The sequence below is a fragment of the Anoxybacter fermentans genome, assembly GCF_003991135.1.
In the GTDB taxonomy this organism is placed as follows: domain Bacteria; phylum Bacillota; class Halanaerobiia; order DY22613; family DY22613; genus Anoxybacter; species Anoxybacter fermentans.
In genome coordinates this window covers 778,803-798,799 of the sequence record NZ_CP016379.1, presented here as the reverse complement: position 1 = coordinate 798,799, position 19,997 = coordinate 778,803, and the positions used below count along the sequence as shown (strand labels likewise).

Here is a 19,997-nt window from a genome sequence, read left to right as displayed (position 1 = left end):
CGACAATTTTTCATATTTGGCTAATTGATTTTTTTAATCCATAATATTTTGCTATCGTAGCTAGACAGGCTGCTCCACAATCAGTCATATCATGTTGTTTTACACAATAATATTTCTTGAAAACCCGTTTTAATCTTCTTATTAATTTGTTCATTGATTTATCTCCTTATTTTTAATCATTTGTAACACAGTTTCTAATACCTGATCTTTACCTTGAACTAACATTAAAGGATCTACATCGACTTTGACATCTGGAAGTACTCCTTTCCCATTATCATAGCCGGCTGGCCGTATATTTTGAGTAGTCGCTACCTTTAGTGTTAAACCAGAATAAGGTAACTCAATATCTACCGAATTACCATAATAGGAAGCATATCCCCCTGTTTCTTCTCCTACTAAAATGCCTGTAATAAAATCTTTAACCATAGCTGCAAAATTTACTGCAGCAGAATAAGTTCCTTTACCAATCAGAACATAAATACAACCGTTAAATTTATATTGATTCTTATTAGGTTTTTTTAATTCAGGTTTTTCAACTAATACCCTTTTGTTGCCTAATTTAGCTACTTGACTTAATTTAAAATATTCTCCATGCTCCAAAACATAATCTGATAATTTATATCTTGTTTCTTTTACAGTACAATAAGGTTTATTTGTTATATACTCATAGAGATAGCTAACTAAAATAGATGTACCCCCACCATTATTTCTCAGATCAATTATTAAGTTTTTGCATTTTTTACTTTTTATTTCTTTAAAAGATTTATCCACAAAAGTTTTAAATTTTTCTCCCCTCTCAGAATAGAAATTATTAATCTTTAATAAAGCTACACCCTCATCAGGATAAGATAAAGAAAAATCATTCTCCTTTTTCTTTATATCTTTAATTCCTTTTAAGAATACTGATTTTACTTCACCTGATTTAATTTTAAATTTAACTGCAAAAAAATCTTTTTTGCCATAATTAGCCCATAACCACATTGGAAAATCATCTTCAAGTCTTTTAATTCTAAAACCTTCCAGATCATAACTAATATTTTTTTTCATTGTTTCTAATATTTCTGAACTACTGACCCCATTAATACTTAATATTTCTGTAGCCACTGAAATATCACTTTCAGCAAAATCTTCACCTACAAATAACTTATCTCCTTTAATAACTACTTTTAAAGGGAAAATTTTACCACCTTGTTCTAAATAACTATTATATTCATTATAGATTGAAAGTTCGGTATGACCATCTTTAAAACTTGCTACATAGGGTGCCAATAATTTATATAATTCTAATTTACTAATTTCATCTTTTTTACTTATTTCCTCCTTTATTTGATTAAAATATACGTAAGCTTCTTGTTTACTATAATATTTATATAAATTCGGATGTATTTCTTCTAATTTTTCAAAGAGATACAAAGCATCTTCTATTGCTTCTTTAGAAGTTAATTTTCTTCCTTTAACCAATTTAATTTCTTCTTCTTCAACTTTAAAATTATAAAATTTTATAGAATTTATCATTTCTTCAAAAACATTATAATAATTAAAATACTCCTCTTCTGTTCCAGTGAAAGTTAAATCAAAAGCTGTCTTATTTTTATACACAGAAATTATAAACCCTTTTATTTGATACAATGAATTAGTTGCAAGTATTTTATAAGCAGGTTGACCATCAATAGAAATTTCTTCAACTTCAATTTCAGAAGCACTACTATGTAATTTTTTAATTTGATTTTTAAATCGATTTTGAAATTTTTCAAATGAAGATACATCTTCTGTAGTGACAACATCAATATCAAACCCAAAATATATGCTACCATTAATAGGAGCAAAACCTACTCTATTACCAGCTTCAGCTTTATTCCATTCTGCCGGATATTTAATTTTAAAGTATTGATTCGAATACTCTTTCCAAACTAATTTACTACTTGCCTCACCTAGATTGCTATAAAATAATACTAATATAACTAAAAATGATAAAACTAATATATTGAGTAATAACTTAATATTCATAGATGTATCCTCCTTTAAATAATTACCGGTCTGTTAAGTTATATGAAAATTGAACTAGCCTCCTTCCTGGTAGTACAATAGTTTTAACACTCCCAGGAGAGGAGACTAAATCTTATGTCTAAATTTAAATGTTCAATGCCCTAGATGCTTCTCAAAAGACCCCTATAAATTTGGTAAAGATTCTTTATTCTTTAGGTAGCTAAAAGTATCAGTGTAAACACTGTAAACGTCAATTTGCCCCTGGTACTCTTACACCTTTCAGATGAATGGCATGTCGATGAAACAGTAATTAAAATTAATGGTAAAAAGTATTATTTTTGGGTTGTTATAGATGCTGAAACAAGGTTTATCGTTGCTTTTCATTTCTCACCTTACCGTAATTCTAAACAAGCCTTTATCCTTCTTCATGATGTTAAAAAGCATCATGGAAAACCAAATTCCATTATTTCTGACAGATTAGCCGTTTATCGTGTACCAATCAAATCAATCTTTGTGACGGCTCAAAACATATTCAAGTAAAATCTTTTAAAGAAGATATCTCCAATAATATAATTGAATCTTTCTTTGGAGCTTTTAAAGATTGGTATAAGCAACGTAAAGGTTTTAATAACTTTGTTTCCGCTAATCAGCTTATCTTTATGTTTATTTATTTTTATAATAATGTTAGGCCCCACTCTGCACTAAATAACCTAACCCCAGCTCAGGTTGCTGGATGTAACTATTCTGATAAACAACGAAGAACCTGGCTACTAGCTGCTTAAAGTAAAAAAATTGAATATTGACGAAATACTACGATTTTTAAAGCTCATCTTTCATATTCACTTAACAGGTTCTTCATCTCGAAATCATTTTCTAACTTTATCCGTAATATCTTGAATATAATCGTTTATCTTAGTGGAAGCGTATTCATCATGCCTATATTGTCTAATTTTTAGCTCAGTACCTGACATATCACCAAAATATTCTTTAATAATTTTGCATTTATCCACATACCATTTTGCACAAGTTAAATTTTTTGAAAAATCCTTAATAATATCATCCTCAATCCTTTTGACACCATATAAAGTCAAATAATATAATTTATCATAATTTTTACCATTAACATGTTTTTTACTTTCATATATAATAAAACCCCTAGAAATCAAAAAACAAATACTATCATTAAGATCTTCATATACTCCATATAAATAACAAATCATTTCTTATCTTCTTAATTCTAGTTCATGTGAATTATAAATTCTCTTAATTATATTTTTAATTTTATCTCGATCTAAGTCATTACGTTCTTCAACAATCTTAATAATTCATAAGATAAATAATCTGGATATCTTATCAAAAAATCTATTTTTTGAATTTTTAACTCACTTTTTAAAACCCTTACTTTTTTAAGTCGTCTTCTTCATTTAAACTAACCTCCGCTTCATCTATCTCTAAAGAAAAAAAAATGCAAAATCAATAATATTCTAAGTCTAAATCTAATTATATTATACATAAATTTTGCTTTTATTGCAAATATAAGTAGAAAAATTTATAGACTCAGAAGATTCTTTTACATTTACCACAATAATTAACTCTCAATAATGATTGTTTTTGGTCATATAAAAATCCTGCATTTGATCGTATTTTTATTCATTAAATGTAATTCAAATTATAGCTTGACATGGAACTTCTTAGAAGTATGATCCAAGCTTCACTAAAACTGGGATTGAAACTAAACAAAAGTATAAAATTAAACTGTCCTAAACTTCCTTCACATGTGATCAGGTAACCTGCCTGGTCATTTTAATTCTATTCCTTCAAAGAAAGAATATCAAATTATCTATGGAATTTTTTCTTATGAATTACTCAACTGAAAGGAGTGGTGAAAGGGTGGCGTATCTAGAAAAGAGAGGAAAAAACAGTTGAAGAATCGAAATTGACGTTGAGCGGAACCCAGTAACCGGGAAACGGAAGCGGATCCGGAGAACGATAAAGGCCAGGAACAAAAGAGAAGCCCTGGCTAAAGCCAAAGAAATTGAAGTAGAAGTCCTGAAGGGGACGTATGTCGAAGCAAAAAATATAACTTCGCGGAGTATCTGAGACAGTGGATTCAGAATCATGGGGTCAACCTTAAGTCCTCCACGCTTGATAATTACAAAATAATCATCGAAAAGCATCTTATTCCTGATTCGGGTTAGATTCAGCTTCAGAAACTTCAGCCTATACATCTGCAGTCATACATTACTGAGAAGCTCAAAAACGGCCGTAGAAACGGAAAAGGCGGCCTTTCAAATAGATCAGTACAATATCATTTTAGGATTCTATAGAGAAGCTTTCCAGCATGCTGTAAAACTCCAAATAATACATCGTAATCCCGCAAATGCCGTTGACCCTCCAAAGCCAAAGAAAAAAGAAATGAAAACCATGAATGCACAGGAAATTAAAAAACTACTCAACACGACTAAAGAAATTTATGACTATACAACTTACGGACTAATATACATAGCGATATTCACCGGTATGCGACGAGGAGAGCTGTTAGGCTTAAGATGGTCCGATATAGACTTCAAAAACAAAACCGCCAGTATCCAGCAAACATTACAAAAAGCTCTTGAAGGCGGTTATCGATTTGACACTCCAAAGACAAAAGGAAGCATAAGAATGATTAGTTTGCCTGATAGTGTGGTAAACATACTTAAAAAAATAAAAAAAGAGCAAGCACAAAACCGCTTACTCCTGGGAGAAAGTTATAAAAATGAATATAATCTTGTCTTCACTAATACCGATGGGTCGCCGATCACCCCGGACGCCATAAGACATAGATTCAACAGAGTAAAGGAAAAATCCTCTATTGACGTACGATTCCATGATTTAAGGCATACTCATGCTACTCTCATGCTGGAGGCCGGAATTCATCCGAAAATAGTTCAGGAAAGACTAGGACACTCCTCCATAACTATAACTATGGATACTTATTCGCATGTCCTTCCAAGCCTACAAAAAGAAGCTGTTGAAAAGTTAGAAAAAATGCTCCAAAGTTCATCGAATTCTATCTAGTTATATCCATTTTACCCCCAATTTTGGGGATATAAATAAAAAAATCGGCTACTTCAAAAGTGCCGAGATTCAAGCTATATCAATAATTGGTGCGAAGAGGGGGATTCGAACCCCCACGCCCGAAGGCACTAGATCCTAAGTCTAAATATATTGAATACATTCAACTTAAATTATCTTAAATAAACTTTAATAAACCATTGAAATAACGCCATTTTTAAGAATCTTTCTATCCTTCAAATTTATTTAAATTAAACAAACTTAAATCAGTTTATTCCCAAATTATTCCCAACCTCTTCCCATTAGTGGAGTTTAAGTTGCAACCGCAGTTTTTTACCTGAACCAACCGTGTCATTTCGCCATTCTTAATCAGCCAAGTTGCATTATTAACTTAAAAATTTTATTATAAAGTTGAATAATCAGTTATCTAAATAATTGTTAAGGTATCAGACCTCTAATTCAAAACCACGCCCGAAAACAGGCGTGGTTTTTTCTTTATTTTTAATGAAAACCTTCTACCCAAAAACCACCCTGAAAGGTGGCTTAAACACCATCACGTTCTTTTTTATATCTTTCTATCTCTCTCCTGGAGAACAGACGTACACGGTCCTGATCCTTGAAAGGACGCAGCTTCCCTTCTTTGACTAAATAACTAATACCCTTCCTGGTGATTCCCAGAAAATCAGCTGCATCTTTAGTACTGAGCACATTTTCTTTTAGAAACTGTTCATATTCTTGATCATTAGCAAACATTGTCTCACCTCCTAATAATATCAACAACTATCAATACTATAGCTAATATTCCAGTAAAAATCGCTAAAGTCCAATTTTTATTCATAAAGTCTATCGCCAGGAAATCCCAACTTCCAGTCCTCGGAAGTTAACAACCGCTCATATTCACTGAAAGGCTTTCTTACTTACCTAAAACATGGAAAGACTTTTTTAATAAAAAAACCTCTGTAAAATTAATTCAGAGGTCTTGGAAAAAACAATACCTTATTTGCAAAATCTTTAAAAAATTATTTTGCTATAATTTAAGTTTCTATATTTCTATCACATTTCTACCACCCTTCACTAGGAGCAGGAGAAGGACCATCAGTAGTTACAGCCACATCATTATAACTTATTGTTTGCAAATCATTGGCTAAGACTTGAAAGGAAAGAGTGCCTGTTAAAATAAAAATTAGTAAAAATATAATAATTTTTTCATAATATAACTTCCTTTTTAAATTTCGTATTGTCAAAAATTAATCAGCAGGATCTGGAGATGGGGTTTGCAACACAAATAATTGCTCATTTGAAGTTAAACTTAAATCACCAGCTAAAACAAAATTGGACATAGAAAATAACAAAATCGAAATTAACAAAATTGTCGCAATTTTTTTCATCTTGATTCCCCCTTTTTATATGTAAAGTGAATTTCTTTATCGAAACCATTTGTTTTCTTTTTTCTCCAACTTTCCTTCATAATTTCTCTTGATTCCTGTTTAATCAAGTATGTTAAACGATCTATTTCATCCTGACACTCCAAACTTTCTCGAAAAGCTTGAATAGAGGTATATAGATCATATGCTACCAAATAATAGTCAACTGCTTGCATATAATCCTGATTAAATTCAGCTAACTCTGCCAAAATTCTATATGATTGTGCTTTTTCAAATAAATTATTCATCTTATCAGCAAGAAGCTCCGCTTTTTTCAAATATTCCATAGCTTTTTCTTGGTTGCCTAATCTAGCAAAAGTAGAAGCAATATTATTAAATAATTTAGGGTCATCCTGCATAAATTTTTGAGCTTCAAAAAATGTTTCAAGAGCTTGATCAAATTTTTTCTGAAACCAATAGGCTGTCCCTAAATTCACTAATATTTTTTTCTTTAAAATATTATCATCAAACAAATCAAATTTTTTAATAGCTTCATTACATCTTTTTGCAGCTAAGATCAAGAATGATGGGTCAGATTCAACTTTGAATAAATATAGATAAGCCCATGCTAAATTATTTATCGCTTTAATTTTTATGCTCAAATATTCATCTAATTTTGCTAACTCTTCAAAGATTTGAATTGAATCTTTATAGTCTCCTAATCTTCCCAGAATTAAACCTTTCAGATTAAGTAAATCATACTTTGTCTCACCCTCAAACATCGGAAAAGCTTCACTAAGTACCTGAATTGCAGCTTTATAATCATTTAATTTGTATAATCCCTTAATATAGAGATAAAAAACCTCCTGTTTATTTTTTGAATGAAATTTAGTTAAATACTTTGCAATAGATATATTTTCCATAAAGTTTCTATAATTTCCTTCTTTTAATCCTTGTTTAGCTTTTTCCAAATAAGGTTCAATATTTTCCATACTAACACCTCCAAATATTTTTTTATTGATCTTTTGACACTACCTATTTGATTTAATACGTATTTTTACTTAGGTTACAATTTTTATTATATCAAAAAAATCGTCAATTCACAATAATAAATTTCATTATTTTACTATTTATTATCTATATAAATTGCTTTGTTGTATCTTCTTTTTTCTGGCATTTTGGGCATTTAATATATTATAAAAACATTGACTTTCCTTAATAAAATTAAAATAAATAAAATTGAACTCAACGTCTTAACTCTTCCTTTGTACAGCTCTATGATTGAAAGCAAAAGTCACCATTCCCCTAAAGCTGACTTCAACTAAAAATGGTATGTTGTTATCAAATTTTTTGAGTTCTGAAAATTCATAGTTGCTTTAAAAATCAATTAAAAAATCCCCACCCTTCTGCCAGGAGAGTGGGGATTAAATTTTTTTATAAGAAAACCACACTCATTTTGATGGGTACTGTCAAGTGTTGACAAAAGTATAAGGTCAACAACTTGTGATAAACCCAGGTATAATAGCACCCGGGATTTTTCTTTTTAAAAATAAAAAATCCTGGATCTTATGATCCGGGACATAGGTTGTTAGCTTGGTCCTTTATTTGAAGTCTCCTAGCTAACGGAGTCTAGGTTGCAACTTAAGAATTGGAATTTATTAAGTAATCATCCGCAATTTGAATTTGCAGGGTTTCAGTCTCCTAGCTAACGGAGTCTAGATTGCAACGGAGGTTTTTCTTATGAAGTTGGGTCATTATGCTGCGAACTTTCAGTCTCCTAGCTAACGGAGTCTAGATTGCAACACAAAAATGAAAGCATATCTTAGAATAGATGACAAGCCTCGGTTTCAGTCTCCTAGCTAACGGAGTCTAGGTTGCAACCGCAGTTGGTAGTCTGAACAAACCGCGTCATTTCGCCATTCTTGACCAGCCAAAAAGCCAATTTAAAGCTCTCAGTTTCGCAAATCGATTTTCTGCACAAAAATCTGAGATTTACAAAAAACTAATATATTGTATTTTCTACATAAAAAATCATTATCCTCTTTTTTGATTATTTTTTTCTTTTGTCCAGAAAATAAGTTGCATTATTAACTTAAAAATGTTATTATAAAGTTGAATAATCAGTTATCTAAATAATTGTTAAGGTATCAGACCTCCAATTCAAAACCACGCCCGAAAACAGGCGTGGTTTTTTCTTTATTTTTAATGAAAACCTTCTACCCAAAAACCACCCTGAAAGGTGGCTTAAACACCATCACGTTCTTTTTTATATCTTTCTACCTCTCTCCTGGAGAACAGACGTACACGGTCCTGATCCTTGAAAGGACGCAGCTTCCCTTCTTTGACTAAATAACTAATACCCTTCCTGGTGATTCCCAAAAAATCAGCTGCATCTTTAGTACTGAGCACATTTTCTTTTAAAAACTGTTCATATTCTTGATCATTAGCAAACATTGTCTCACCTCCTAATAATATCAACAACTATTAATACTACAGCTAATATTCCTGTAAAAATTGCTAAAGTCCAATTTTTATTCATCGCGAAGACCAAAGTCACTAAAACCATCGAAAGTTTAAAAAGAAAATCTTTTCTCATAGATTTTTCGGGCTGGATGTGCTATAATGTATTTAGGGTGGGGAGGATTTCTCCTCCCCTTGGGAGCGTTTACTTCTTCAATCTAGGGTATCTTGGGGATTTACGCTCCCTATTATTTTTTGCTATGTTCTGTGCTTTTTCGATTACTGTTAATATTAATACGACAAGTGTTACAATTTGAATTAAAATCTGCAACCAGCCCATTATTGCACCTCCTTTCTATTTTTATTATAACATATGACTAGACATATGTCAAGTAATAAATAAAAATTTTTTCTTTTTTTTTAAAAACATATTGCAGAGAAAAAATAAAACCCCCACTCCCTGGCCATACCGACCAGGAAAGTGGGGGTTATTTTTTTAAAATTCTTTCGAATATTTAATTCTAAAACTATCTCCTTCCTTAAATAATCTAAACTGATCTTTTGGCACTCCCAGAACAACACTAGCCTTGATTTCTTCTCCATTTTGAAGCATCTTTTTGTATGCCCAATCGACCCATTTTTCCAAAACATACTTTGGAACAGAAATACCAAATTTCCTTTTAAGCTTGACATTCAGATACTCCAAAGCCAACATCCATTTTTCTTTCCCAAGCAATATTACCATTTTTTCAGCTGCTCTAACCGCCTGTAGGGCATATTTGCGCCCAATGGTATTCTTGAATAGCAAGAATACCAGACGCTTCCCCCAAATAGCAACACAAATAGCCACAGCCAAAAACACCAACACTACACCTGGAGAAATTCCCCATAACCAGTCAAAGAAAGTTCCAACAAACTCATTTACCATTATGATACTCATCCTTTCTTATATTTTTTTTAAAAAATTTCTACTCCATCAGCAATTGCACAGGCAACCCTTTCTGGATAAACAGATGCAGTCATAATATTTCTATCTCTCGGATTAGTAATAAATCCCAGTTCAATCAGTACAGCAGGCATCAGGGTTTTTTTCAAAACAATTAAACCGCGGGAACCTTTTATCCCGCGGTTACGCATCTTAAATTTCTTAATAAGTTGATTTTGAATCAATTCTGCCAAATATCTACCTTTAGTCGAGTGCTTGAAATACCAGGTTTCTACGCCGTTTGCCTCATGGTTTGGGTGAGAGTTGAAATGCAGTGAAAGGAAAATATCAGCTTCGATCTGGTTAGCAATTTCAGCACGCCTTGTAAGGTCTTCTGTTAGCCTCCCGGGGACGATCGCAGATGATGTGTACCTTGTTTGTACTACAATATGTCCCCGTCTCTGTAGTTCTCTTGATAGAAAATTACCTACATCGAGACAGAATTCACTCTCTTTTATATCTCCGAAAACAGCACCAGGCCACGGTTCTCCATGGCCTGGATCAATACAAATTATTCTTTTCATTCCGATCACCTCAAAGCTTGTACTTTTTTTTGGTATTGTTTAATTGTTGTTTAATGAATTCAGGCATAGGCACACCCATCTCTTCCATATTTTCTAAGATACTATAGGTTTCTGTAGCACTTCCCCAGAATAGAGCCACATTACGTAAACCTGGGACAGCTGCCATATCAAGAAGATGACAAACTGAAAGTACCACAGCATAACCTAAATATTTTTTCCGACCTTTTTCGTGGGAGATAAAAGACCTTGCACTTCCGGATAAAAATGCCTTAATAAAACCTGTTATTAAATCAAGAATCAGAAGCATAATGAATGCTTGTAAAGCAGTGTCAGGCTTTCCAAAGAGTTTAGTTAAAACCAATCCGACAAAAGAAAAAACCCCTTTGAACAATGGGGCTTCAAGTACTTTTTTGATACTGTCCATTATCTCTTGTATTGACATTTTGATCATCCTTTCTGAATCCTTTTCTCATAGATTTTTTGACACTACCTAAATCTCTTAGATATAAAAAAACCTCCCGTTGGGAGTCATAAAGAGAAACAACCACCTACCTAATAAGTATCTACTTCATCCCACTCTACTACCCATTTTTCTTTGGTAGGAATACTATTGGCTATAATCGTAAATGGTTCAGTAACTACTACAGCTACTCCATGTAGAACTTCCCATCTTCCAGGTAAAGTAAGAATCCTCTCCAAAGCTCTTAATCCTTGAGGGTCAATTTTCTTAGCTAAATCATACCATACTTTCCCTATTTCTATACTATCTTTACAATCCAAACTGCAAGGAAAATGAGAAGTTAACCTAAATCCTACATATCTCATCATTTGATGAGTTGCTATATGAGGTCTAATTTTTATATGTCTTTCTCCAATTTCTTTTACATTCTTTGATTTTAATGCGGATTGATACACAGGGTCGTAAAATCCATTACTCCATTCTTCTACAAAAAATCCACTACAACATTTTGGAAAGCCTAACAATTTACCTATTCCTTTATGATTTACTTTTTTCTGCATACTATGGGCTCGGAAATCTTCAGCATCTTCCAGATTTCTAGCTAAAACTCCATAAACATTAGAATTCATATCAAGTTCATCTACCGGAAAATGTTTATGACTAAATCCGGTATAAGACTTAGTTCTTTGAATAGGTAACCATACTAAACCATCAGATAAAATCCTTTCTATATCCTTATCATAATTACGTGGACTTATATGAAGTGTAGCACACTTTCTCTTTTTATGCTTTACCATTTCATACTCTAATCTATAATGCAAAGTTTTTGCTCGTTCAACAATACTACCCCACTCTTCTTCAGCATCTGGGTCATTCCAAATTATTTCCGCAGTAGGTGGAACATCCAACCCTACCACAAAATCTTTCTTAGCATCCATTTTAATCATCATAACTCCCCCTTTAAATCATGATAATTACTATCCAAATGTCTAATATGTCCGTCCAAATGTTCTATGGGTGAGGTAAACTGCTTACATCCATCTCCGTTTAAACCTTTTATTGGAACTCTAATCTGCATATGATTCTCTTTTTTAGATTCTTTAGCTTCCCTTCTCCAGGAGCTGGGACGTTTTGCTGTGTCATAGTCCATATATACAAAAGCTTTAGGTTGCATTCCAGTTATACCATATTTAGAAAGAAATGTAACCTCCTTATCTGTAGAGAGGACAATATTAGGCATAAGACGTTTAAGATGTTTTTCTACTAACTCAAATAAACCTTTCAATGCTTCACAAAATCTGGTTTTATTTCTCCAGTCATTATCAATTCCTGCTGATGGGCAACCTCCCAAACAATTTCTCCAGTATTTACAGCCTTTACATCCACCATCTTCTTGTGGAATTTTGGGTAAAATATCATATCTAATAAGTCCAAACCTTTTTTGAGAATCGTCATACCATTTATAATCAAGATACCTAGGATAAACATGCCCGTCTTTTCCACAAGTTTTTAAGCAAGTACCTGTTTTACCATCAGAGAATATTACCGGTTCAGTATGAGCATGGTAATACTGACATGCATTAAATGTACAAGTGCCTTGTTCTAGTCCAAGTAAATTAGATACAATATCATGGAAAGGCTGCCAATGTAATTCATCTTCTTCAACAAGAACTAACTTGGCCAATTCAGTCCACGCTATTTTAGCTTCTTCTGGAGTTAATTCATATTTCTTTGCTTGTGGATGAATTCCTACCATCATATTAAGCCTACCGCCATCAACTCCATATTTATCTCGAAGTTCTATTATCCATTCTTTTAATCTATTTAATCTATCTCCTACTGCATTCTTTTTATGAAGAACGACTATCATTCCTACACTAATTCCATTATCCTTCAACTTTTTAATGTTTTCATGTACTTTTTTTGTAATTTCTTCTGTATTTTGGCCTGGAACTTTTCTCAACTCGTTTAATGGATATGGACCGTCAATACTAATTCCAACAGAAGTTTTATACTTCTTAAATATCTTAATATATCTATCATCAATTAAATATCCATATGTCTGAATACTTGAACTTCCGCTCAATTCATAAGCTTTCCTCAGCAGTTTTTCTACTACTTCATGTCCTGCAGTCAATGCTTCTCCACCGTGAAGGTAAATTTGACCGGATTGACCTAAACTAGTTTTTTTCCATTCATATTCCATCTCATTCATAATAGCATCCAAATCAAAAGGCCTAACTCCTCTTCCATTTTCTCTTAAAGGAATCTCATAACAATACTCACATCCAGCTTGACATACAGTATTTGTTACTTTAATACTTAAACTCATCTTTATTAAACCTCCCTTATTATACTTCTAAATAAATTTAAAAACTTATATTAGCTATTATCTGTATAAGGAGCCGGTATAGGATTGTCTGCATGGGAAGCATTTAAATGGTCTGTATAATCATAATGTGGAGAGTCTGAATAATCACTATGGTTACTATGGTCTCTATCACTATGGTCACTATAATCTGTATGAGCAGTATCATAGTGGTCATTATAAGGTGGATATGCATAACTATCAGTATGATTAGACCAATCATCTTCATGTACATCAGTATGGTCGGACCAATTTACTCCTGTTACATCATTATGGTCACTCCATGCTGGCGAATACCATTGGTCAGTATGTGAATCACTATGTGGAACATCATTATGGTCACTCCATACTGGCGAAGCATATCCGTCAGAGTGGTTACTCCAATCACTATGAGTATCATTATAGTCAGACCAATCGGTATGAGCTGTATTATTATAGTCTGACCAGTCAGTATGGTCATCAAAACCAAAATCACTCCAATAAAGGTCATTATGGTTACTCCAATCACTATGAGTTACATCGTTATAATCACTCCAATCACTATGAACTGTATCATTGTGGTCAGAATAATTTATATATTCATCAGTGTAATCGTTCCAATCTTGATGTAAAACATTATCTGCCCAATTACCGTAATCATCAATGTAATCACTCCAGTTATTATAGTCATTCCAATCTGACCAATCTTGGTGAGGAGGGTCATCTGTATAATCGCTCCAATTGATGTACTCATCAGTGTAATCATTCCAGTCATTATGAGCAGAATCCTCATGGTCATCATGGTCTGAATAACTAATATCAGAATGGTAACTAGAACTTCTAGCAGCTATATCATCATGAAGGTTCATATCACTATGACTAGCATCCTCATGTGTTACTTCATACTTATATCCCTGCCAAGCAAACCATAAATAATTAACAGGGTCTATAGCCAGGCTTCCATCCTGCCTACTTGTAGGATAGCTTGTATTCTGCTTAACTCTAATAATGCGTTTATTGTAACTTGTATCGTGATAAACAATTCGCCCGACTTCTAAATAAAGAGTACCCGGGGGAGTATTCGGGTCATTTCCCGCAATCTCCCCCAGAATTTTATAATAATTAGCTTCGCCATACCTCCATATACATAAATAACTACCGTCTATCCAGATTTTACCTTGCTGACTATTCATAGTACTACACCGACCTTATCGGTAGAATAAATTCCTCAGCCTCTATCGACCCTTTAAAAAATCCTGTACCTTTTTGCGAATTAAGTTCTATCATTAATAATCCATTACCATCATAAGCTCTAAAACCATTAGCATCAATTATAGTACTACCACCACTAACTACTGATTCGTTATCAAAAAATGGTGCTTGCGATTCGCACCATGCTTTGATTTCTTCAGCTGTGTGTATTTCGTTCGATACCATTAATTCATCAAATAGAGCATTAGCAGCACTGCTGGTAGTATTATCACCTACCCACCATTTGTTGCCGGCCACACCTGTAAAGCTGTCAGTTATAGTAGTTTCAATAATTAATTCCCCATCTAAATATACCTTAAAATGATTACCGTTTTCTATTTGTACATCAAAGGTGTATTTGTTATACGGTTGATACCAACCAGCAGGAGGAATCCAAGAAGGAGCAGCAGACCAGTGATAGGCAGTCGAACCTTTAATATACAAAGCAATGTATTTGTCGTAAAACCATAATACAAATGAGTTGTTTTTATAATATTCTCCTACTGATAATATTTTAGGATAACTCGCTTGGTCTACCATACTATCTAAAGACTGTTCTGGTATCCATACAAAATGCCACGTAGTTTTGTTTACATCAATTATATCTGCTGAATAAGCCAAGTCCCCGCTTGCTCTTGTGCCATTTACAAAAGAAGTAGCAAAAGGTTTTTTCTCGAGCTGGGGATAAGCTATTTCCACTACATATCCTTCCCAGCCAGAACCCATGGCAAGACCAAATCCACCTGTTCCATTTACGGTCTCAGTTACAGGCCCAGAAGTCCACGTAATATATTGCCACTCTCCAGCTTTGAAAGTTATTACTTTAGAATCCGGAGTCGCTACATGATGTTGACCTCCAGCACTTGAATTGACATAAAAATCTATAGTTTTGGTTATATCTTTATTAACCCTCATATAGCAAGAAAATGTTAATACATCTCCTACTGCATAAGAATAAGGATAATAGTCGTAAATATAAGTACTAGATGAACTTGCTCCATCCTTTGTGCCTTTGAAAACCTTACCCCATTTTTCATCATCATACTGTTCAGTTTTCCCCCAGTAACTGCTATTCCAATGCGACCATTTACTCCAATCTTGAGCAGCTCCTCCACCAACAGTCGCCAATAAATTTTCCGTTCCCTCTTCTACTGCTACCGCTCCTCCAAATTTTCCTTCGTTTAGTCGCAATGTAGCAATTGGTGTACCTTCCGGCCTAATACCATCGGTAGATATTAACGAGCGATCAAAATGCCAGAGATGAGCACCTTCTGGTTTTGCTATTGGTAAAAATTCACCTGCTCGTATCTGCTCTGCTGTGATTGATTTGGCATGTATCTTACTACCGTTCAAATCCTGAATGTGTGCATCCTGCACAGCCAGGTTTTGAATATGTGCGCTGGTAATCGACGCATTAGCAATTTTTGCGCTGTCCACAGCTGCATTAGCAATTTTGGCATTATCCACAGCTGCATTTGCGATTTTTGCGTTAGTAATGCTGCCATCCTGAATGTTTGTTTCAGCAACGGCCAGAGAAGCAATTTTAGCATTAGTAACAGCTAAATCTGCTATTTTTGCAGTCGCCACAGCCAGGTCTGCTATCTTTGTCGAAATAACTGCAAGATCGTTAATTTTGGCTGATTGTACTGCTAAATCAACTAATTTACCAGTAGTAACAGCTAAATCATTGATTTTTGCTGTATCTACAGCCAGATTTTCTATGTGAGAAGTTTGCACAGCTAATAAAGCAATCTTAGTGGCAGTAACCGCTTGGTTAATTAAATGAGCAGTTTGTACTACACTATTTGCTATCTCGTCGCTGGTAATTGCATCAAGAGCAATTTTAACCGTAGAAATAGCCCTATCTACAATATCATTCGTATTAACTGCAGCGTTTACGACTTCTGACCAATCTACCCCACTGGCTGTTGTAACCTGAATTGCTGTAGTTTTGGTACTTTCACCGGCCAGAGTAACTGCTGTTACTTGAACATTATATGTAACACCACTTTCCGCCTCTATGCTGCAGAACGTTGCCTTCGTAAAATATTGTTTATAGCTATTACCATCATCAACATAAATGTTATATCCCAATAGATCCCTTCTATCTACCGGATTCCATTCAATAAAAATATGCTTAAAAGAACCAATTCCGACTACACCCGTTGGTTGTGGTACCGGCAATCCCTCTGGAAATATACCGTCATTTTCCATCTTACTGAAAGTAAATTCAGTTTTATCGTCTTTAATGTTAGGGGCTGTTTGTATAGCGGTCAAATTGCCAGGAAAACCCTCATACGGTATAAACTCCAACAATTCAACCTTTGTAACTAAATAGTTATCTTGGACTGCATGAGTGTATCTTGTTACTACTGCTTCTGTATTAATGTCTCGTTTTTGAATTTTAACTTTATTAGTTAAAGCTAAATAAGGTGCATAGCACGTTTTAAACTTATATAGTTTTCTGTCTTTGCAAGTCATGTGGTAAGTATATTTCGCTACTGCTTCAGCTAAACTATCAGTTTGAATGAATTTGTTTTTAATTTCTAATGGATTGTTGGGAGTAGTTGCTTCAGAGTAAATATATTCATTGCCGGATAATTTTTCTAACGGTTGGCCATATATTTTGAATTTTTGAATGTATAGATCTTCGGTACTGTGTAAGTTATAAAATCGAACTTTACCACCGGTCATGTCCAATTCAAGATCATATTGGAAATAAGCACTCATATCATTACCATTAGCGTCTTCTACCACTATTTCCGGTGCAGCTCCTTCAAGGTTAAGACATATTGGCGTTACTAGCTGGATCTTTATCCATGCGCTTGTTTCTCCAGCGGGTAACAACATATTAGCTTTATCATTTATTTCGTCATAACTGGTTTTATCATATAGCATCCAGCAAACTTGCCTCTCAGCTATATGAAATGTATCATATATTACACGTACTTCATCATTTGTAGCTGGAATTGATTTTACTTCTATTTTTCCTAAAATGTTATCGTCGAAGGTTACATTAATATCGTAAAAATCTTCTTCATTGAATGGCGAAGTTAAAACTAATACTCCATCATGATTTACAAACAACTTTCCACAAACGCTTTGTACCAAAGTAGAAAATTCTGCTAAAACATTTTTACCACGCTCTAAGTGGGCATATGGGATTGTAATATAATTACCGTTTGCATCAGTAATGTCTTCGAATAACATATCATTATAGCTAAAGCCCATTAAAGTGCCTAAATAGTGTGCCAAAGATTGATCAGGTGCGTCATTATTACATAAATACCAATTGGTTTTTACTTCATGGTCCTGGAATATATATTGTATGCCTCGTTTAATGTAATCATATGCTTCTATTCGAAATCTATGTTTGAGATTGTTATATTCTACAGGTGGGTTATCTGCATAGCCTACAAAAATTGTAATTTGTTCATTATTAAAAGTCTCTTCTACCCTGATAACATCTCCCTCTTGTATAATTGTAGAAATATCATCAGTTGGTGAAAGTTCAATATCAAATGTTAATGTATTTGCTGAAGAATGCCCAAATATGCCAGTTTCTTCGCATCTAATATCCAGGCTGGTTAGATCAATATATTGAGTGATATAGGCAGCTTTGGTAACATTATAAACGTCAATGTTATGCTCATTTCTTAAACTAAAGTCTTTACAATTACTTTTAAATGAATCTGTAACAACTAATGCATTTGCTGGCGTAATAATCGTTTCTAATGATTGCAATTGGGGTGTATTAGAAGGATCATCAGTTAATAGTTTCTGTTTAAGTAATAATTGTTGACCTACTACATACCCGGATATTTTTTCAACATCCCACTGCGCGCCATAAATAGTTCCGTCTGCGCGATAATAATTTCCTCTGTACACACGATCTTTAACTGTACTACCCTCACCGGTATTGAATGTCCAATATCCTATTAAACCTGTTTCATCGCCGGTAAGGTGTTTATCCATATCCGCTTGAATTTCTGCTTGAGTGCGCGCGATACCTCTCCAAAATCTTGCTTCATAAATCGTACCATCGAAATAACAAGTATCACTACCTGCTCTAGCGCTGCCAAACCACCAATAACTGTCAGCAGGTTTTAAGGGTTTACCTATTGTTTTTTGAACAGCCAGTTCACCATTTACATACACAGATAATACATAATTTTCGTCAAATGTATAAGTTATATGGTATACATTGTTTGGTGCATAATTATTTGGGGTCACTAATTGATGTAACGTGCCATCAATGTCAGTAACAAGCACATAAAACTTATAGCCACTCCACGCCATACGCCTGCTCCATGTGTTTGCCTGAAAAAGGAAATAGTTGCTTGCTTTGTCATTTGGCTTTACCCTCATTTCAACGGTCTCAGGTTCGTCACCTGTCAAAGCTAGATAAGATTGGCTTGGAATATAGACATAATCGTCAACACCATCAAATTTAAGGCCTATTCTTGATGCTAATGGATTCCAACCCGGTACAACACCTTGCCAGGTTTTCCCATCATCCAATGAACTATATAATTCGATATTAGTGTCTGTGGGAATGGCAGCAGTTTGTTTACATCTAGATTTTTGCGCTATGCCGACTGCTGAAATGTCTACAACTGGAGAAATCCGCTCTCCTCCTTCAATTGGGTAACCGGTATTAACAGTGAATCCAAAAGGTTGATTAGTGGGATCAGCATCAAATTCTTCCCACATAACAGCATCATATTCTAAAATCAATCCATTTTCTCCATCAGTTAAACCATAAAGATACATATATCCTGTATAATTATCTGGTGCTTGAAAAATCGCAACACCAGTCACCCATTTTCCCGGGTTGTCTGTAGGTTTGACATTCCAACTGAATTTTACAGAATATACACCATACACATAAAAGGCATATCCTTCACTAAACACCTGACTGGATTTCATATTAGCTCTTGCTCTGACAGATACCCTGTACCATTTACCTGCTATAACGCTAAGGGCGCCTGAAACTGCACCCTTCCAGCCAGAAGAGCCATCATGGATGAAAGCTAATCGTTTAGTTCCATGATAGCCACCGTCGGTTTCTACTCTAATGGTAGTTGTATTATAATGAGTAGCTACTTGCCACCCTCCACCAATATCTGTTTTAACAGCATTTGAATTATTAATATCTCCAATATGCTCACCCGCACAGTCTTCAAAAGACTGACTGTGCGGGAATGCATTTGTTAATTGCACAAGTTTAAGCGTACCTGCTGAGTTAATGACATTATTGAGGGTACCCTGTTGAAAATCTTCAATAATAGTTAATCTTTGCCCCATCGCCAGTACCTCCAATTTATTTTATACCTGAGGATCCACTGTTGTTTCTGTCGTGGTTTCTGTTGTAGTTTCAGGAATATATTCTCCCAAAAAATCTATTTTGTCTATTTGTTCTTCCTTATACATGGCTATATAACGCTGCCCTATTTTGAAGTATACCTTGGATCCATTGGCCGGCATAAAATTTTCTGCGATCACCTCTTTTTGCTCACCGCTGGTTAAATGCACTAAGAATTTATATAGCATGTTTACCCCTCCT

Annotated in this window: 17 protein-coding genes and 2 pseudogenes; 3 read left to right on the top strand and 16 right to left on the bottom strand. The window is 34.0% G+C overall.

All coding sequences use genetic code 11. The annotated features are described in order from the left end of the window. Positions 1-13: 13 nt before the first annotated feature. Together BBF96_RS03610 and BBF96_RS03605 are read right to left on the bottom strand one after the other, a co-directional pair. Positions 14-154, bottom strand: a pseudogene (locus tag BBF96_RS03610) (cysteine peptidase family C39 domain-containing protein); the annotation flags it as partial. Continuing rightward, the gene (locus BBF96_RS03605) at positions 151-2,007 is read right to left on the bottom strand and encodes a S41 family peptidase (protein ID WP_127015878.1); all 1,857 of its coding nucleotides are present in this window, start codon (positions 2,005-2,007) and stop codon (positions 151-153) included. The pseudogene BBF96_RS03610 and the gene BBF96_RS03605, both read right to left, overlap by 4 nt. Before the next feature lie 249 nt (positions 2,008-2,256). Between BBF96_RS03605 and BBF96_RS16820 the strand changes: the two are divergent. Next, positions 2,257-2,768 (top strand): annotated as a pseudogene (locus BBF96_RS16820) (IS6 family transposase); the annotation flags it as partial. A gap of 84 nt (positions 2,769-2,852) precedes the next feature. Here the strand turns inward: BBF96_RS16820 and BBF96_RS03590 are convergent. Next, positions 2,853-3,206, bottom strand: coding sequence for a hypothetical protein (locus BBF96_RS03590; RefSeq protein WP_127015876.1), 354 nt, complete (start codon positions 3,204-3,206; stop codon positions 2,853-2,855). Between the two features lie 876 nt (positions 3,207-4,082). Here BBF96_RS03590 and BBF96_RS16815 point away from each other — a divergent pair. Together BBF96_RS16815 and BBF96_RS16810 are read left to right on the top strand one after the other, a co-directional pair. Then, entirely contained in the window at positions 4,083-4,184 is a 102-nt protein-coding gene (locus BBF96_RS16815; RefSeq protein ID WP_335876884.1) for a tyrosine-type recombinase/integrase, read from the top strand. 217 nt (positions 4,185-4,401) lie between these two features. Continuing rightward, on the top strand, positions 4,402-5,043 hold the full coding sequence (locus tag BBF96_RS16810; RefSeq protein ID WP_236777872.1) for a site-specific integrase: 642 nt from the start codon (positions 4,402-4,404) through the stop codon (positions 5,041-5,043). 540 nt (positions 5,044-5,583) lie between these two features. Here the strand turns inward: BBF96_RS16810 and BBF96_RS03580 are convergent. The 13 genes from BBF96_RS03580 to BBF96_RS03530 form a co-directional block, all read right to left on the bottom strand. Next, positions 5,584-5,793 carry a helix-turn-helix domain-containing protein gene (locus BBF96_RS03580; protein WP_127015875.1) on the bottom strand — a complete coding sequence of 70 codons (210 nt, stop codon included), beginning with the start codon at positions 5,791-5,793 and terminating at the stop codon, positions 5,584-5,586. A 494-nt stretch (positions 5,794-6,287) separates the two neighbouring features. After that, the gene (locus tag BBF96_RS16355; protein WP_164730884.1) at positions 6,288-6,428 is read right to left on the bottom strand and encodes a hypothetical protein; all 141 of its coding nucleotides are present in this window, start codon (positions 6,426-6,428) and stop codon (positions 6,288-6,290) included. Then, positions 6,425-7,396 carry a tetratricopeptide repeat protein gene (locus BBF96_RS03575; protein ID WP_127015874.1) on the bottom strand — a complete coding sequence of 324 codons (972 nt, stop codon included), beginning with the start codon at positions 7,394-7,396 and terminating at the stop codon, positions 6,425-6,427. The genes BBF96_RS16355 and BBF96_RS03575 overlap by 4 nt, the downstream gene beginning before the upstream one ends. Positions 7,397-8,648: 1,252 nt before the next feature. After that, positions 8,649-8,858, bottom strand: a complete 210-nt coding sequence (locus tag BBF96_RS03570; protein WP_127015873.1) for a helix-turn-helix domain-containing protein — start codon at positions 8,856-8,858, stop codon at positions 8,649-8,651. A 211-nt stretch (positions 8,859-9,069) separates the two neighbouring features. Further along, positions 9,070-9,204, bottom strand: coding sequence for a hypothetical protein (locus BBF96_RS17120; RefSeq protein WP_257792007.1), 135 nt, complete (start codon positions 9,202-9,204; stop codon positions 9,070-9,072). Positions 9,205-9,360: 156 nt separating this feature from the next. Further along, entirely contained in the window at positions 9,361-9,792 is a 432-nt protein-coding gene (locus tag BBF96_RS03565; RefSeq protein WP_127015872.1) for a hypothetical protein, read from the bottom strand. A gap of 29 nt (positions 9,793-9,821) precedes the next feature. Next, positions 9,822-10,373 (bottom strand): N-acetylmuramoyl-L-alanine amidase family protein, encoded by a 552-nt coding sequence (locus BBF96_RS03560; RefSeq protein ID WP_127015871.1) that lies wholly within the window; start codon positions 10,371-10,373, stop codon positions 9,822-9,824. A gap of 10 nt (positions 10,374-10,383) precedes the next feature. Further along, positions 10,384-10,824: a phage holin family protein gene (locus BBF96_RS03555; RefSeq protein ID WP_127015870.1), complete on the bottom strand. Its 441-nt coding sequence runs from the start codon at positions 10,822-10,824 to the stop codon at positions 10,384-10,386. A gap of 101 nt (positions 10,825-10,925) precedes the next feature. Next, a complete protein-coding gene (locus BBF96_RS03550; protein WP_164730883.1) occupies positions 10,926-11,780 on the bottom strand; it encodes a DUF483 domain-containing protein in 855 nt (284 codons plus the stop codon). After that, positions 11,780-13,165 carry a radical SAM protein gene (locus BBF96_RS03545; protein WP_127015868.1) on the bottom strand — a complete coding sequence of 462 codons (1,386 nt, stop codon included), beginning with the start codon at positions 13,163-13,165 and terminating at the stop codon, positions 11,780-11,782. The genes BBF96_RS03550 and BBF96_RS03545 overlap by 1 nt, the downstream gene beginning before the upstream one ends. Before the next feature lie 50 nt (positions 13,166-13,215). Further along, the gene (locus BBF96_RS03540; RefSeq protein ID WP_127015867.1) at positions 13,216-14,373 is read right to left on the bottom strand and encodes a hypothetical protein; all 1,158 of its coding nucleotides are present in this window, start codon (positions 14,371-14,373) and stop codon (positions 13,216-13,218) included. 4 nt (positions 14,374-14,377) lie between these two features. Then, entirely contained in the window at positions 14,378-19,738 is a 5,361-nt protein-coding gene (locus tag BBF96_RS03535; protein ID WP_127015866.1) for a LamG-like jellyroll fold domain-containing protein, read from the bottom strand. Positions 19,739-19,759: 21 nt separating this feature from the next. After that, positions 19,760-19,984, bottom strand: coding sequence for a hypothetical protein (locus BBF96_RS03530; RefSeq protein WP_127015865.1), 225 nt, complete (start codon positions 19,982-19,984; stop codon positions 19,760-19,762). Positions 19,985-19,997: the final 13 nt, after the last annotated feature.

Coding starts and splice junctions, on each gene's coding strand:
- BBF96_RS03605 (WP_127015878.1), bottom strand. CDS start 2,007: ATGAATATTAAGTTATTACTCAATATATTAGTTTTATCATTTTTAGTT.
- BBF96_RS03590 (WP_127015876.1), bottom strand. CDS start 3,206: ATGATTTGTTATTTATATGGAGTATATGAAGATCTTAATGATAGTATT.
- BBF96_RS16810 (WP_236777872.1), top strand. CDS start 4,402: ATGAAAACCATGAATGCACAGGAAATTAAAAAACTACTCAACACGACT.
- BBF96_RS03580 (WP_127015875.1), bottom strand. CDS start 5,793: ATGTTTGCTAATGATCAAGAATATGAACAGTTTCTAAAAGAAAATGTG.
- BBF96_RS16355 (WP_164730884.1), bottom strand. CDS start 6,428: ATGAAAAAAATTGCGACAATTTTGTTAATTTCGATTTTGTTATTTTCT.
- BBF96_RS03575 (WP_127015874.1), bottom strand. CDS start 7,396: ATGGAAAATATTGAACCTTATTTGGAAAAAGCTAAACAAGGATTAAAA.
- BBF96_RS03570 (WP_127015873.1), bottom strand. CDS start 8,858: ATGTTTGCTAATGATCAAGAATATGAACAGTTTTTAAAAGAAAATGTG.
- BBF96_RS17120 (WP_257792007.1), bottom strand. CDS start 9,204: ATGGGCTGGTTGCAGATTTTAATTCAAATTGTAACACTTGTCGTATTA.
- BBF96_RS03565 (WP_127015872.1), bottom strand. CDS start 9,792: ATGGTAAATGAGTTTGTTGGAACTTTCTTTGACTGGTTATGGGGAATT.
- BBF96_RS03560 (WP_127015871.1), bottom strand. CDS start 10,373: ATGAAAAGAATAATTTGTATTGATCCAGGCCATGGAGAACCGTGGCCT.
- BBF96_RS03555 (WP_127015870.1), bottom strand. CDS start 10,824: ATGATCAAAATGTCAATACAAGAGATAATGGACAGTATCAAAAAAGTA.
- BBF96_RS03550 (WP_164730883.1), bottom strand. CDS start 11,780: ATGATTAAAATGGATGCTAAGAAAGATTTTGTGGTAGGGTTGGATGTT.
- BBF96_RS03545 (WP_127015868.1), bottom strand. CDS start 13,165: ATGAGTTTAAGTATTAAAGTAACAAATACTGTATGTCAAGCTGGATGT.
- BBF96_RS03540 (WP_127015867.1), bottom strand. CDS start 14,373: ATGAATAGTCAGCAAGGTAAAATCTGGATAGACGGTAGTTATTTATGT.
- BBF96_RS03535 (WP_127015866.1), bottom strand. CDS start 19,738: ATGGGGCAAAGATTAACTATTATTGAAGATTTTCAACAGGGTACCCTC.
- BBF96_RS03530 (WP_127015865.1), bottom strand. CDS start 19,984: ATGCTATATAAATTCTTAGTGCATTTAACCAGCGGTGAGCAAAAAGAG.